Source organism: Streptomyces sp. G45 (assembly GCF_049542095.1).
Lineage (GTDB): Bacteria > Actinomycetota > Actinomycetes > Streptomycetales > Streptomycetaceae > Streptomyces.
The window spans coordinates 8,592,951-8,607,141 of record NZ_JBMUZU010000001.1; the positions used below are offsets into that span (position 1 = coordinate 8,592,951).

The window sequence follows — 14,191 nt, forward strand, 5'->3', positions numbered from 1 at the left end:
AGGTGGCGGTCACTCCTGCGGAATGACCGCCACCGGGCACGGCGCGTGGTGGAGCGCCGCGTGCGCGACCGAGCCGATGCGGGTGCCGATGGGGGAGCGGCGCGTCCGGCGGCCCACGACCAGCAGCCGCGCGTCGGTCGCCGTCGCCAACAGGACCTGGCCCGCGCTGCCGATCTCGACGTGCTCGGTCACCGGCACGTCCGGGTACCGCTCGCGCCACGGCGCGAGCGCGGCGCTCAGCGCCTCCTTCTCGTACGGTTCGAGTCCGCCCGCCTCGTCCGCGATGCGGAGCGAACCGGGCGAGTAGGCGTACAGCGGCGGCAGGGCCCACGCCCTGACCGCGCGCACGCCCGCGCCCCGCGCCGCCGCGGCCTCGAAGGCGTAGCCGAGGACGGCCTCGCCGTCCGTCGCGTCGCCGTGCTGGCCCACCACCACGTCGCCCGTCACGTCCTGCGCCCCCGTGCCCGTACCGGCCCGCACGGACACCACCGGGCAGGCGGCGTCGGCGATCACCTGCTGGCCCACGGACCCGAGCAGGAACCCCATCAGGGCCCCGTGCCCGCGGGTGCCGAGGACCAGTGTCCCGGCCTGCTCGGCCGCCCGGGCGAGGGCGGCGACCGCCGTGTCGTGCACGACCTCTGAGGTCACCGTGAGGTTCGGGTGCCGCCCGGTCACCCGGGTGACGGCCTCGCGCAGCACACCGTCCGCGGCCTCGGCCTGCTGCTCCTTCTCCTGGGTGACCGGCACGTCGAGGGCCTGCCACTGCCAGGCGTGCACGACGTGCAGCGGCGTGTCCCGCAGCACGGCCTCGCGCGCCGCCCAGTCGGCCGCGGCCAGGCTCTCGGCGGATCCGTCCACTCCGACGGCGATGGCGCGGGTCATGGGGCCTCCTTACGCTTCCGGGCGCACCGTCCGGCCACCCGGTTCTGTTCTGAGCTGTCTGGTCCTGCTCTTTTTCTCCTGCCTCTGTTCTCCTTCTCATCCACGCCGTCGGCAACCGGGACCAATGGCCCTGATCGATGTGGTCTGCATCATGTTCGGGCGGTGTACCCGCGGCAGGTCACAGGCCGTGCCGCCGGTGGCCCAGGACCCGCTCGCAGACGCGGGCCTCCGTCTGCGCCGAGAACGGGTCGGCGCGGTCGCGCACGGCGCGCCGGGTGTCCTCGGCGACGAGGTCGGCGTTGATCGCTCCCGCCGCGGTGGCGCCGGACGCGGCCGCCGCGAGCACCTGCATCACCGGATCGGCGAGGTTGCCCGCGACCCACACGCCCGGCACCGCCGTGCGGCCGGTGGCGTCGGCGGCGATGTACGCGCCGATGCCGCGCGGGTGCGGCGTGGGCTCGACGCCGAGGCACGCCAGGACCTCCGCGCGCGGAACCGCCCGCGGCGCCACGGCGAGGGCGCGCAGCGGCACCCGCCCGCCGGTGCCCAGACGGACCGCGGTGAGACGGTCGTCGGCGACCTCGAGACCGGTCACCTCGCCGGTCACCACCGCGATGTCCCGCGCGGCCAGCTGTTCGGCCTCCTCGCCGGTGGGGCGCGGCCCGGTGTGCGCCAGCAGGGTCACGTGGTCCGTCCACTGGCGGAACAGCAGGGCCTGGTGCACGCTCGTCGGCCCGGTGGCCAGGACGCCGATGGCCTCGTCGCGCACCTCCCAGCCGTGGCAGTACGGGCAGTGCAGCACGTCGCGCCCCCAGCGCTCCCGCAGCCCCGGGACGTCGGGCAGCTCGTCGGTGACGCCACCGGCCACCAGCAGCCGCCGGGCCCGCACGGTGCCGCCGCCGTCGAGCGCGACGGTGAACCCGCCGCCGTCCCGCCCCGCGGACACCGCCCGGCCGTCGCGGAACACGCCGCCGTATCCGGCCACTTCGCGCCGCCCCGCCTCCAGCAGCCGCCCCGGCGGGAGCCCGTCCCGGGAGAGGAAGGCATGCAGGTGCGCGGCGGGCGCGTTGCGGGGCTCCCCGCTGTCGACCACCAGGACCGAGCGCCGGGCGCGCCCCAGCAGGAGCGCCGCGCTCAGGCCCGCCGGGCCGCCGCCGACGATCACCACGTCGTACCGCTCGTCCTCGCTGAGCTGACTCTGTCGGGTCACGGTGACCACCTCCGCGCCCCAAGGTGCCGCCATGTGTGCCGGAACGACAAATGGGCTTGCGGAAGCGGCAATTCGCGTCCTGTGTGCCGCCCGCCCCCGACGGCACCGATCGGACCGCCGGGCGGCCGACGCGCCAGGGGTGCGGCCGATGGGTCTGGTGTGCGGCCGACGTGCCAGGCGCGCGGCCGACGGGTCAGGTGCGCGGCGCGTCCTCGACGCGGGCGAGCTGCCGGTCGGCCACGTGATCCAGCGGGAAGCGGGGGGTGCCCGGGCGGTTGCGGTCGCTGACGCCCACGAGGAGCGGGCCGACGCGGACCAGGTAGGTGTGGTCGGTCAGGACCGCGCCGTCCTTGCCGGTCATGCTCAGCGCGAAGGAGACGGCCTCGTCGCCCAGCGCGGGCCGCCGCACGCCGCTGACGCGGGAGTCCAGCTGGCCCTCGGGGGTCGTGCCGCGCAGCGCCCGGCACGTCGTGAGCCCGTCCCTGAGCCGCTGGAACCGCCGCTCGGCGTCGGCCTCCGCGTACGAGGCCAGCCAGGTCCGGCCCGCCCAGCGGCTGCCCATCCACCAGAAGTCCTGGATCACCCACGCCGACGACCCGCGCGCCACGAGCGCCTCGAAGACCCCCTGGCAGTCCGCGCCCGCCATCCGGGCCCCCGGGGCGTACGGCGGGACCGGGCTCTGCACCGTCGTGCGCTCGACGCTCCCGGCCCGGCGCGCCTCGTCCTCGGTCAGCAGCAGGTCCTTGAGCTGCGCGGCCGTCAGCGGCGGTGCCGTCGGACGGGTCGGCGCGGGGGGCGTGCCGGAAGGCGCCGCCCCCGGCGACGACGGTGGCGCCTCCGCCGACGCGGACCCCCGCGCGTTCGGGCGCTCGTCCGCGTCGTCCCCGCGCCGCACCCGGACACGAGCAGCACCCCCACGGCCAGCGCGCTCGCGGCCTTCCCGTACCTCGCCCCCACGGACCTACCCCTTGATCTGTCGTGCCTGAGACGGGCAGACGCTACGGCCCGCGCCCCCGGTTTGGCTACCGGCCGCCGCTGAGCCGTGGCCGCGCCGACGCGCTGAGCCCCCTGGTCAGGGCAGGGCTCCGACCAGGGCACGCGTCGGGCGCTTGACCTTGACGCTGGCGGCAGGGTTTCAGACTCCCCCATGAACAGCAGGGACACGAACAGCACCGACACGAACAGCACCGACACGCACGGCACGCACACGAGCGCCACCGACACGAGGACCCCGTACGCGGGCGGCACCGACACGAGCACCGCGTACACGAGCACCACCGACACGAGCACCACGGAACGGCCCCACCCCACCAGCCCCGTCCCCGCCCAGCGGGTCGTCATCGTCACCGGAGCAGGCACGGGCATCGGGCGGGCCACCGCGCGGGCCTTCGCCGCGCGCGGCGCCCGCGTGGTCGCCGTCGGGCGGCGCCCGGAGCCGCTGGCCGAGACGGCCCAGGGGCACGACACCATCACCCCGTACGCCGCCGACATCACCGCCGACGGCGCCCCCGACGACATCGTGCGGCACGCCCTCGCCCGCCACGGCCGCCTCGACGTCCTGGTCAACAACGCCGCCGTCGTCGGCGGCGCCCGCGCGGCCGACGGCACACACACCAAAGGCGACCTCGACCCGCTCCTCGCGACCAACCTCGTGGCGCCCCTGCTCCTCACCCAGGCGGCCCTGCCGCACCTGGAGCGGACCGGCGGCGTCGTCGTCAACGTCACCACGTCGGTCGGCCAGCGCGGCTGGCCCTGGCCGGGGACCGCGCCGTACGCCGCGACCAAGGCGGCCCTCGAACTGCTCACCCGCAGCTGGGCGGTGGCCTACGCGCCGCGCGGCGTCCGCGTGGTGGCCGTCGCGCCCGGGGCGGTCGAGACCCCGATCGCCCAGCACCAGGGCCTGTCCGACGAGGCCGCGGCCGCCGTCAAGGACTGGCAGGTCAGCCACACCCCGACGGGACGCAGGGGACGCCCCGAGGAGGTGGCCTGGGCCATCGCCGAACTCGCCGCACCGGACGCCTCGTTCGTGACGGGCGTGGTGCTGCCCGTCGACGGCGGCCTGGTCCTCGCCTGAACCTGAACCTGAATCTGAGCCTGAGCCTGACCGGACGGCGGCCCCCGCCCGCACCGGCCTCACCACACCGCCTGATAGAACGGGCGGGGGAGGTGAGGCCGGTGCGGATCGGCGAGCTGGCGAAGGCGACGGGCACGACACCGCGCGCGCTGCGCCACTACGAGCAGGAGGGCCTGATCGCGTCGGCGCGGGCCGGCAACGGCTACCGCGACTACGACGAGCGCGCCGCCGTCCGCGTACGCAACATCCGCTATCTGCTCGACGCCGGGTACACCCTCGCCGACGTCCGCTACTTCGCGGCCTGCCTGGACGGCGATGTCGCCGCGGCACCGCCGTCCCCCACGGCCCTGCGGCTCGCCCGGGAGCGCCTGGCCGTCATCGACGCGCGCATCGCCGCGCAGATCGAGGCCAGGGACCGGCTGGCGCGCGCGGTGGAGAAGGCCACACGGGCGGCGGAGGCGGACCCACGGCTCCCAGCGCCTCCGTTTGCGGCCGCCGCGCCGGAGTGATCCACTGAATCGAACACCGGCTACGGCCACCAGGCCCCGACCCCGAGGCCACGGCGCCCCGCCGCCCCGCTGCCCCCGAGACGCCCGTCCCCGGGCCGCGCGGCCCACCGCGTGCGCCAGGCGACCGGTGAGGAGGCAGGGATCATGCCCGCATTCGACCGGGGGCCGACGGACCAGTTCGCCGCGCTCCTTGCCCAGGTGCCCGACCCGCCCGACAAGGCGGCGTTCTGGTTCGACTGGGGTCCGGTCTTCTACCGGGGGCGCCTCGACGGCTCGGCCCGGGTCCTGATCGTCGCGTCGGACCCCGGCCCGACCGAGCGTGTCGCCGGGCGCAGCCTCGTGGGCAACGCGGGCCAGCGCGTCCAGGGCTTCCTCGGCAAGCTCGGCCTGACCCGCTCCTACGTCTGCCTCAACGCCTGGGCGTACGCGGTCCACCCCGGCCAGGCCCTCGCGATGAAGGGCCGCCTCGCCGACCCCGAACAGGCCCGGTGGCGCAACGCGGTCTACGACCGGGCGACCGACGCGTCCCTGGAGGCGGTGGTCGCCATGGGGTTCATGGCGCGGGAGGCGGTGCGCCAGTGGACCGGCCGCCCCGATGTGCCCCTCGAAGAGGTGCCGCACCCCTCCAGCCACGACGAGACGGCGCTGCTCGACGCCTGGCGCGCCGCCGTGATCCGGCTGCGCGCCGTCGTCACGCCGGACGACGACGGCGACAACACCGGGCCCGCCTACGGCACCGCGTTCCAGGAGTCCGACTACGCCCCCGTCCCGCGCCGTGACCTGCCCTTCGGCGCACCGGACTTCCTCGGCGACGACGCCTGGGTGCGCGCACGGCCCGGCGACGCCCAGAACTCCGTGACCCGGCCCAGACCGGACGACGGGCACACCCTGATGTGGAAGGCGCCGGGCTGATGGCGCTCGTCCTCGAAGGCACGGTCGTCACCTGCGACAGCGACCACCGCGTCCTCGATCCGGGAGTCGTGTACGTCGGCGACGACGGCCGCATAGCCGCGGTCCGCGAGCCAGGGCGGGCGGCGCCCGCCGGGTTCGCCGCCGCGCCGCGCCTCGACACCGGCGCGCTGATCCTGCCCGGCCTCATCGACCTGCACAACCACCTGCTGTACAACACGCTGCCGCTGTGGGAGGCGGTCGGCGTGCCCTACCAGCACCACGACCGCTGGGTCGGCGAGCGCAAGCCGCCCGACTACGCGACCTCGGTGACCTGGCCCGCGAAGGTGCTCGGCCAGGCCGCGCCCGAGGCCCTGCTGAAGTACGTGGAGGTCAAGGCCCTCATCGGTGGAACCACGGCCATCCAGGGCGCCCCGCTGTCCACCCGCCCCGTCGACGGCTGGCTGCTGCGGATCATTGACACCGAGAAGCTGCCCGCGGGCACCGACATGGTGATGACCGCGGCCCTCCAACTCGACCCCGAGGTGCTGCGCGACGACCGGGCGCCCAAGCTCGACGGCACCCGCGTGCTGATCTACCACGTCGCCGAGGGCCGCCAGGGCTCCCTCGTGCACCGCGAGTTCGACGACCTGGAGCCCTGTCTGAAGCCGGGCCTGATCGGCGTGCACGGCACCGCCCTCACCGCCGCGGACTTCGCCAAGTGGCAGCGCGCCGTGACCGCGATCAGCCCCGACGAGAAGGCGACCCTCGTGTGGTCGCCGTTCTCCAACTACTGGCTGTACCACGAGACCACGGACGTCGTCGAGGCCGACAAGAAGGGCCTGCGCATCGCGCTCGGCTCCGACTGGTCGCCGTCCGGCACCAAGCACGTGCTCGGCGAGCTGAAGGTCGCCGACGCCGTCAACCGCCACGAACTCGACGGGCGGTTCAGCGACCGCGACCTGTGCGACATGGTCACCGCCAACCCCGGCGACGCCCTCGCCACCGCCTGGGGCCCCCAGGTGGGCCGCATCCAGCGGGGCGGCGCCGCCGACCTGCTCGTCCTCGAACGCCACGCCCCGGCGAAGGACCCGTACCGCAACCTCATCGACGCGACCGAGCGGCACATCCGCCTCGTTCTGGTGCGCGGCCGCCCCTTCTACGGCACGCCGTCCCTGATGGCCGCCGCCGGGGCGGGCGACACCGACGCGCTCACCGTGGCCGGGCAGCGCCGCCGCGTCGCCGTGCGCCAGCCGGGCCGTACCGACGCCACCCTCGACTGGCCCGGCGTCAAGCGCGCCCTGGAGAAGGTCCGCCGCGACCCGGTCGCCGCCTGGCGCGCCGCGCAGGACGCGCTCGCCGACTGGGGCGGACCGCTCGACGACCCCCAGGCGCCGCTCGCCCTGTTCGGCGACATGCCCGAGGGCGACACCGGAGCCTTCGCCGCCGCCGGGGAAGTTCCGCTGGACCTGGTCGTCCCGCGCCTCGACCCGCTGGCCCACGACGCCGCGTACTTCGCCGCCGTGGCCCGCGGCGGACCGGCGCGGCTGAAGCACCTCAAGGACTACTACCGGTGAGCCCCACCCTCGGCGAACCCGCCAGGACCCTGCCCGGGTCCACGGGGCTCGACGCGTTCCTGCGGCAGGTGGACGCCGACCCGCTGCCGCTCGCGGACCGCTACCGCCTGGTGGCCGCCGCCCGCGTCCTGCTGGAGGAGCTGTACGTCCACCTGCCGCTGAAGCGGGCCATGCACGCCATCGACCCCGTGCAGCGGCTGCGCCTGTTCGAGCGGCGCCTGGAACCCCTCAGCGAGCTGCAGTTCCACGCCGAACTCGCCGCCGTCTTCCGGGACGTGCGCGACCTGCACACCGTCTACCAGCTGCCCGACCCCTACCGCGGGCACGTGGCGACCCTCGGCTTCCTCGTCGAGCGGTACACCGACCCCGACGGGACCCCGCACCACATCGTCACCAAGATCGACCGGTCGCTGGCGCACGCGGGCTTCGACGTCGGCGCCGAACTCCGCGCCTGGAACGGCGTCCCCATCGAGCGGGCCGTCGAACGCCACGCCGCCGCGCAGGCGGGCTCCACCTCGACGCGCGCCTCGCACGCGGACTCGAGTCCCTGACCCTGCGCCCCCTGCGGACCGGACCGCCGCCCGACGAACTCCACGTGGACCTCGCCTACCGCACCCGTGGCGGCCGCCGCCGCGAGACCCGCGTCCCCTGGCGGGTGCGCACCGCCGAACAGCACGCGGGCCGCGCCCAGGACCCCGTGCCCACGCTCGCCACCGGCCTCGGCATCGACGCCGGGAGCGAGACCACCCGGCAGATCAAGCGCGCCCTGTTCGCCCGTACACCGGCGCGCGGACCGGCCGCCCGCGCCGGACGCGGCGCCCTGGACCACCGGACCGTGCGCGTCGGCGGCCGCACGTACGGCTATCTGCGGGTGTTCTCGTTCAACGTCGCCGGAGCACGGCGGTTCGCCGAGGACGTGGCCCGGATCGTGGCGCGCGCCCCCGCGCGCGGCCTCATCGTGGACGTCCGCGGCAACCCCGGCGGCCACGTCCCGGCCGCCGAGTCCGCCCTCCAGGTGCTGAGCGGGACACCCGTCACGCCGGTCAGCTTCTCCCTGTCGACCAACCGCGCCGCGCTCGCCCTCGCCCGCGCCAACCCGGGCCTGCGCGCCTGGACCAGCTCCATCCGCGCCGCCGTGGAGACCGGCGAGGTGTACTCGCAGGGGTTCCCGCTCACCGACCCCGAGGCGATCGCCGCCGGGCTGCCGCGGCACACCGGCCCGAAGGTGCTGATCGTCGACGCGCTGTCGTACTCCGCGGCGGACGTCTTCGCCGCCGGGTTCCAGGACAACGGCCTCGGCCCCGTCCTCGGCACCGCGCCCCGCACCGGCGCGGGCGGCGCCAACGTGTGGACCCACGAGCTGCTGCGCGTCTGGCTGCCGGAACTCCTCGGCGAGCTGCCCGGGGCGCGGGCTTCCGCGTCGCCCTGCGCCGCGCCACCCGCGCCCGCGGCAACGTGGACGTCCCCCTGGAGGACCTGGGCGTCCGGGCCGACGCGCTGCACGCGCTGACCAGGCGCGACGTCACCGGGCACAACGAGGACCTGCTGGCGGCGGCAGCGGCACTGCTCACCTGAGGCCGAGGCCGGGGCGCGGCCTCACCCGGGCCCGCCGTGCGACCGGGGCGCGACCGGCGGCTCCCGGGGCGCGGGCGCGGGCAGCGTGGGGGCACCCTTGAGGAGCGTCAACTGCCCGATCAGCTCCGAGAGCTGGACGCAGACCCGGGCGATCTCCTCGTGGCCGCGGTCGCGCTGCGCCACGACCGTGGCGAGGACCAGGGAGGTCAGTGCGGCGGACCCGTTCAGCGCCTGGAGGATCAGCATGCGTACGGGGACGTCGTGGCCCGCGAAGGGACCGGTGCCCGCGTCGGCCGCGGGTACGGCGAGCACCGACATCAGCAGCGCGCACGCCACGCCGCCGACGACCTGGAAGCGGTAGGCGGCCCAGATGAGCACGGGGAAGACCAGGAACGGCAGGTTCAGCGGCGTCCGCGTGGCGAGCAGCGTGACCGCGGCCGTGGCCGCCGCGAGCGCCGCCGCCTCCGCCCAGCGCGGCGCGGGGATCCGCCGCGGCCACGGGCTGCCGAACAGCACCAGGAGCAGCGGCGTCACGAGCAGCACCCCCATCGCGTCGCCCGTCCACCACACCGACCAGGTCGCCCAGAACCGGCCCGGGCGCAGCGCGTCGGCGCCCGCCAGGACGGCGGTGCCGACGGTGGCGCTGACCAGCATGCCGGTCAGCGCCCCCAGGAACACCAGGGACAGCGCGTCGCGCAGCGCCCCGAGCGCCGCGCTGAAGCAGACCCGCCGCAGCAGCAGGACGGCGCACACCGGGGCGAGCGTGTTGCCCGTGGAGATCCCGGCGAGCGCCCACAGCGAAGGACCGTACGGCCAGTTGACGAGGACCGCGCCGAGCGCGACCGCGGGCCACAGGCGCAACCCCCACAGCAGGAGCGCGGCCACCGCGATGCCGGTGGGCGGCCACAGCGGGGTGACCTGTCCGCGTACCACTTCGAGGAGCAGCCCGCAGCGGCCCGCGCCGTAGTACGCCGCCACGACGGCGGCGAAGCGCAGGGCCTGAGCGGGGTGGCCGCCGAGCGGGAGGGGCCGGGTGCGCCGCACTGCCAACAGTCGCTCCGAGGGAGGTGCCGCCACCGGACGGGGACGGATCCGTCACGGGTCGTACAGGACGTGACGAACCCACGCCAGCGCCCGAACGCGCCCCCGCGCCCCGTAACGGGACGTTCCGCCCGACCCCGGCGCACGGCACGAGGGTTCGGGGCGTCGGCGGCGCCTAGAAGACCGACAGGCCGGTCAGCGTGGTGAAGCGGTCGAGCGCGGCGACGCCCGCCACCGAGTTGCCCCGCTGGTCGAGGCCGGGGCTCCACACGCACACCGTGCAGCGGCCGGGGACGACGGCGATGATGCCGCCGCCGACGCCGCTCTTGCCGGGCAGGCCCACCCGGTAGGCGAAGTCACCTGCGGCGTCGTAGGTGCCGCAGGTCAGCATGACCGCGTTGACCTGCTTGGCCTGGCTGCGGGTGAGCAGCGTGGAGCCGTCGGACCGTATGCCGTGGCGGGCGAGGAACCCGGTGGCCACGGCGAGGTCGGCGCAGGAGGCCTCGATCGAGCACTGCCGGAAGTACTGCCGCAGCAGCGTGGGCACCGGGTTGGCGATGTTGCCGTACGACGCCATGAAGTGGGCCAGGGCCGCGTTGCGGTCGCCGTGCGCGGACTCGGAGTCGGCGACCCGCTCGTCGACGTCCAGGCCGGGGTTGCCGGACTCGGCGCGCAGGAAGGAGCGCAGGGTGCCCGCCGCGTCACCGGTCAGGGTCTGGAGGCGGTCGGTGACGACGAGGGCACCGGCGTTGATGAACGGGTTGCGCGGGATGCCGTTCTCGTACTCCAGCTGCACCAGGGAGTTGAACGGGTTGCCGGACGGCTCGCGGCCCACGTGCTCCCACAGCGGGTCGCCCTCCAGCGACAGGGCCAGCGCCAGTGTGAACACCTTGGTGATGGACTGCGTCGAGAACGGCACCCGCCAGTCCCCGACCCCGTACACCGTGCCGTCGAGTTCGGCGACGGCCATCCCGAAGCGCCCGGGGTCCGCCGACGCCAGGGCGGGGATGTAGTCGGCGGGGCGGCCCCGGCCCGGCAGGGACCGGACCTCGGCGGCGATGCGGTCCAGGACCGGCTGGAGGGACGGGGACACGGAACTTGCTCCGGTTTCGTACGGAAGTGCGGTGGGGCGTCGATACCTTACGGCAGGCCGTACGCGGCGGTGATCACGCCCCGCCCGGTGGGCGCGGCCCGCGGCGGGGTGGCGCCGGGTACACCCCGGACCCTCGCCGTAGCCGGTCTGCCCCGGGCGCCGCCGCTGCCTACCGTCGGACGGGCGCCACCGTGTTCCGCCGTCTTAGGAGGCCGCCATGGGTGCCGGGAACGACCACGCTCGACGGGCCGTGCTGCGCGCCGCCGCGCTCGCGGGGACGGCTCTTCCCCTGGCCGCGCCGACGGCCCGCGCGGCGCCCGGGAGCGACGGCGGCCCGGCGCGACGGCCGCCGGGGCTCGTGCGGGTGACCCGGGGCGATCCGCGCTACGGGCACCTGGTGGCGCGCGGGGCGAGCAACCGGTTCCGGGGGACACCCGAGTGCGTCTACCTGGTCGGCTCGACGCGGCACGTGGTGCGGGCGGTGCGGGAGGCGGTGCGCGACGGCAGGCGGCTCGCGGTCCGCAGCGGCGGCCACTGCTTCGAGGACTTCGTCGACCACCCGTCCGTCACCGCCGTCATCGACATGTCGCTGATGCGGCAGGTGGCGTTCGACGAGCGGCGCGGGGCGTTCGTGGTGGAGGCCGGGGCGACGCTCGGCGAGGTCTACCGGGCGCTCCACCTCGGCTGGGGCGTGACACTTCCGGCCGGGTACCACGGCGAGGTCGGGGCGGGCGGCCACGTCCCGGGCGGCGGATACGGGCCGCTGTGCCGCCTGTTCGGCCTCGTCAGCGACTACCTGTACGCCGTGGAGGTCGTCGTGGTGGACCGCGCTGGGCGGGCGCGGGCGGTGGTGGCCAGCCGGGAGGAGGACGACCCGCACCGCGAGCTGTGGTGGGCGCACACCGGCGGCGGAGGCGGCACCTTCGGCGTCGTCACCCGCATGTGGTTCCGCTCCCCCGGGGCCGACCGGCACACCGACCCGGGCCGGATGCTGCCGGTCCCCGCCAGGACTGCGCTCACCTTCACCGCCCAGTGGAGCTGGCGGGGGATGGGCGAGGACCGCTTCGGCCGCCTGGTGCGCAACCACGGCCGGTGGGCGGAGCGGCACGCGGCGGCCGACGATCCGGCCGCCGCCCTCTACGCCGAGTTCGCGCTGGCCCGCCGCGCGGCCGGGGCGCACCTGCTGTTCGGCCAGGTCGCGGCCGTGCCGGGCGAGGACCGGCGCCTCCTGGACGGCTTCCTCGGGGCGCTGAGCGCGGGCGTCGGCCGTCCCGGCACGCTCAGGACCGCACGCCTGCCCTGGCTGACGGCGGCGCTGCGCGGTTCCGGCGAGCCGGTGGGGGAGTGGCACATCAAGATCAAGTCGGCGTTCCTGCGCCGCCGCTTCACCGACCGCCAGATCGCCGCGACGTACCACCACCTCACCCGCACCGACACCGACGTGGTCAACGGAAGCGTCGTCCTGAACACCTACGGCGGCGCCGTCAACGCACTGCCGCCGGAGGCGACGGCGATGCCGCACCGCGACAGCGTGCTCATGCTGTCGTGCCTGGCCTCCTGGGTCCGCCCAGGCCAGCGGTCCGCGTACCTGGCCTGGATCCGCGCGTGCTACCACGACCTGTTCGCCGACACCGGCGGCGTGCCCGTGCCGGGCGGGACCGCCGACGGGGCCTTCGTCAACTACCCGGACACCGACCTCGCCGACCCGCGCTGGAACATCTCGGGCACGCCCTGGGAGACCCTCTACTACGGGGCGAACCACGCCCGCCTGAGTGCGGTCAAGGCCCGCTGGGACCCGCGCGGGGTGTTCCGCCACGCCCTGTCCGTCGGGCCGCCCGCGCCACCGCGGGGGAGCACCGCCGGTGCTCTTCACCGGGACCGCCGGGGGCTCTAGGCTCCGCCCCACCGGACCGAGCCGCCGCGCCTCCCGACAGCCCCGGACCACTCGCGCAGAGGTGACCCGTGGACGACCGCACCCCCATGACGCCCCCCACCCCCCTCCTCCGCCTCGACACGAACGCGACCGACGTCCACGGCGAGAACCAGCGGCTCCGCGCGCTCGGCCCCGCCGTCCGTGTGGAACTGCCCGGCTCCGTGCCCGCCTGGGTCGTCACCCGGCACCGCCTGCTGCGCGACCTGCTCGCGGACCCGCGCGTCGCCAAGGACCCGGAGCACTGGCCCGCGCTGCGCGAGGGCGCCGTCCCCGAGGGCTGGCCGCTGATCGACTTCGTCACCAACCGCGGCATGACCACCGCCGACGGCGCGGACCACCGCCGCCTGCGCGACCTCGTCACCCAGGCCCTCACACCGCGCCGCGTCGCAGCGCTCCGGCCCGCCATCGAGGCGACCACGGGCCGCCTCCTGGACGCCCTCGCCGCACACAGTCTCGGGCACGAGCACCGCCAAGGCGGCGAAGACGGCCATGACGGCGGGCGCGCGCCCGGCCAGGCCTCCGCCCCCGTGGACCTGCGCCGCCACTTCGCCTACCCCCTGCCCATGACGGTTATCGGTGACCTCCTCGGCGTACCAGTGGACCGCTTCGACGAGTTCCGGAGCCTGTCCGCCAGCGTCACCAGCAGCGCCACCACACCGGAGGAGACCCTGGCCACCCAGCGGCGCCTGCGCGCCCTGCTCGCCGACCTCGTCGCCGAGCGCCGCGCCCGGCCCCGGAAGGACCTCACCAGCCAGTTGATCGCCGCACGCGAGGCCGACGACCGGCTCACGGAGCGGGAGGTGGTGGGCACCCTGATCCTGATGCTGGTCGCGGGCCACGGCACCACCCTCAACCTGATCACCAACGCGACCAGGGCCCTCCTCACCCACCCCGACCAGCGCGCCGCCGTCACCGGCGGGCGGCGGCCCTGGAGCGCCGTGATCGAGGAGACCCTCCGCTGGGACCCGCCCGTCGCGCACTTCCCGCTGCGCTACGCCCTGGACGACATCGCCGTCGGTGACGTGGTGATCCCGCGCGGCGCGGCCATCCTGGCCTCGTACGCGGCGGCCGGGCGCGACCCCGAGGAATTCGGGCCCGACGCCGCCGAGTTCGACCTCGACCGGCCCACGCCGAGGCACCTGTCGTTCGGGTTCGGGCCGCACTTCTGCCTCGGCGCGTCGCTGGCCCGCCTCGAGGCCCGGGTCGCGCTCCCCGCCCTGTTCGCGCGCTTCCCGCGCATGGCGCTCGCCGTCGCGCCGACCGAACTGGTGCCGCTGCCGTCCTTCGTCAGCAACAGCGTGCGGGAACTGCCGGTGCGACTCGGCACGGGGTGACCTCCTGTCACGCCCGGCCCGTCCCAGTGCCACCCCACGGCCCCCGAGACGAGCCGCCGTCGCCGCTCGGGAGGC

General features: G+C 75.7%; 13 protein-coding genes. 8 read left to right on the plus strand and 5 right to left on the minus strand.

Going from position 1 to position 14,191, the window contains the following annotated elements; translation table 11 throughout:
• Positions 1 to 9: 9 nt before the first annotated feature.
• From ACOBQU_RS36695 to ACOBQU_RS36705, 3 genes are all read right to left on the minus strand, one after another.
• A complete protein-coding gene (locus ACOBQU_RS36695; protein WP_423633454.1) occupies positions 10 to 882 on the minus strand; it encodes a universal stress protein in 873 nt (290 codons plus the stop codon).
• A gap of 178 nt (positions 883 to 1,060) precedes the next feature.
• Positions 1,061 to 2,125, minus strand: coding sequence for an NAD(P)/FAD-dependent oxidoreductase (locus ACOBQU_RS36700; RefSeq protein WP_423633456.1), 1,065 nt, complete (start codon positions 2,123 to 2,125; stop codon positions 1,061 to 1,063).
• Between the two features lie 160 nt (positions 2,126 to 2,285).
• Positions 2,286 to 2,987 (minus strand): hypothetical protein, encoded by a 702-nt coding sequence (locus ACOBQU_RS36705; protein ID WP_423633457.1) that lies wholly within the window; start codon positions 2,985 to 2,987, stop codon positions 2,286 to 2,288.
• Between the two features lie 252 nt (positions 2,988 to 3,239).
• Here ACOBQU_RS36705 and ACOBQU_RS36710 point away from each other — a divergent pair, with 252 nt between their 5' ends.
• The 6 genes from ACOBQU_RS36710 to ACOBQU_RS36735 all read left to right on the plus strand — a co-directional run bounded on the left by ACOBQU_RS36710 (position 3,240) and on the right by ACOBQU_RS36735 (position 8,650).
• Positions 3,240 to 4,166 carry an SDR family NAD(P)-dependent oxidoreductase gene (locus ACOBQU_RS36710; RefSeq protein WP_423633459.1) on the plus strand — a complete coding sequence of 309 codons (927 nt, stop codon included), beginning with the start codon at positions 3,240 to 3,242 and terminating at the stop codon, positions 4,164 to 4,166.
• Between the two features lie 101 nt (positions 4,167 to 4,267).
• On the plus strand, positions 4,268 to 4,675 hold the full coding sequence (locus ACOBQU_RS36715) for a MerR family transcriptional regulator (RefSeq protein ID WP_423633461.1): 408 nt from the start codon (positions 4,268 to 4,270) through the stop codon (positions 4,673 to 4,675).
• Positions 4,676 to 4,819: 144 nt separating this feature from the next.
• Positions 4,820 to 5,587, plus strand: coding sequence for a hypothetical protein (locus ACOBQU_RS36720; protein ID WP_423633463.1), 768 nt, complete (start codon positions 4,820 to 4,822; stop codon positions 5,585 to 5,587).
• On the plus strand, positions 5,587 to 7,140 hold the full coding sequence (locus ACOBQU_RS36725) for an amidohydrolase family protein (protein ID WP_423633465.1): 1,554 nt from the start codon (positions 5,587 to 5,589) through the stop codon (positions 7,138 to 7,140). Before ACOBQU_RS36720 ends, ACOBQU_RS36725 begins: the two co-directional genes overlap by 1 nt.
• Positions 7,137 to 7,691: a hypothetical protein gene (locus ACOBQU_RS36730; RefSeq protein ID WP_423633467.1), complete on the plus strand. Its 555-nt coding sequence runs from the start codon at positions 7,137 to 7,139 to the stop codon at positions 7,689 to 7,691. The genes ACOBQU_RS36725 and ACOBQU_RS36730 overlap by 4 nt, the downstream gene beginning before the upstream one ends.
• A 44-nt stretch (positions 7,692 to 7,735) precedes the next feature.
• The gene (locus ACOBQU_RS36735; protein WP_423633468.1) at positions 7,736 to 8,650 is read left to right on the plus strand and encodes a S41 family peptidase; all 915 of its coding nucleotides are present in this window, start codon (positions 7,736 to 7,738) and stop codon (positions 8,648 to 8,650) included.
• Positions 8,651 to 8,736: 86 nt separating this feature from the next.
• On the opposite strand, the gene ACOBQU_RS36740 is transcribed toward ACOBQU_RS36735, so the two are convergent.
• Entirely contained in the window at positions 8,737 to 9,759 is a 1,023-nt protein-coding gene (locus tag ACOBQU_RS36740; RefSeq protein WP_423634958.1) for an MASE1 domain-containing protein, read from the minus strand.
• A 172-nt stretch (positions 9,760 to 9,931) separates the two neighbouring features.
• The gene (locus tag ACOBQU_RS36745; RefSeq protein WP_423633470.1) at positions 9,932 to 10,849 is read right to left on the minus strand and encodes a glutaminase; all 918 of its coding nucleotides are present in this window, start codon (positions 10,847 to 10,849) and stop codon (positions 9,932 to 9,934) included.
• A 217-nt stretch (positions 10,850 to 11,066) separates the two neighbouring features.
• Between ACOBQU_RS36745 and ACOBQU_RS36750 the strand changes: the two genes are divergently transcribed.
• Together ACOBQU_RS36750 and ACOBQU_RS36755 are read left to right on the plus strand one after the other, a co-directional pair.
• On the plus strand, positions 11,067 to 12,743 hold the full coding sequence (locus ACOBQU_RS36750) for an FAD-binding protein (protein ID WP_423633472.1): 1,677 nt from the start codon (positions 11,067 to 11,069) through the stop codon (positions 12,741 to 12,743).
• Positions 12,744 to 12,829: 86 nt separating this feature from the next.
• Entirely contained in the window at positions 12,830 to 14,116 is a 1,287-nt protein-coding gene (locus tag ACOBQU_RS36755) for a cytochrome P450 family protein (RefSeq protein WP_423633474.1), read from the plus strand.
• Positions 14,117 to 14,191 lie beyond the last annotated feature (75 nt).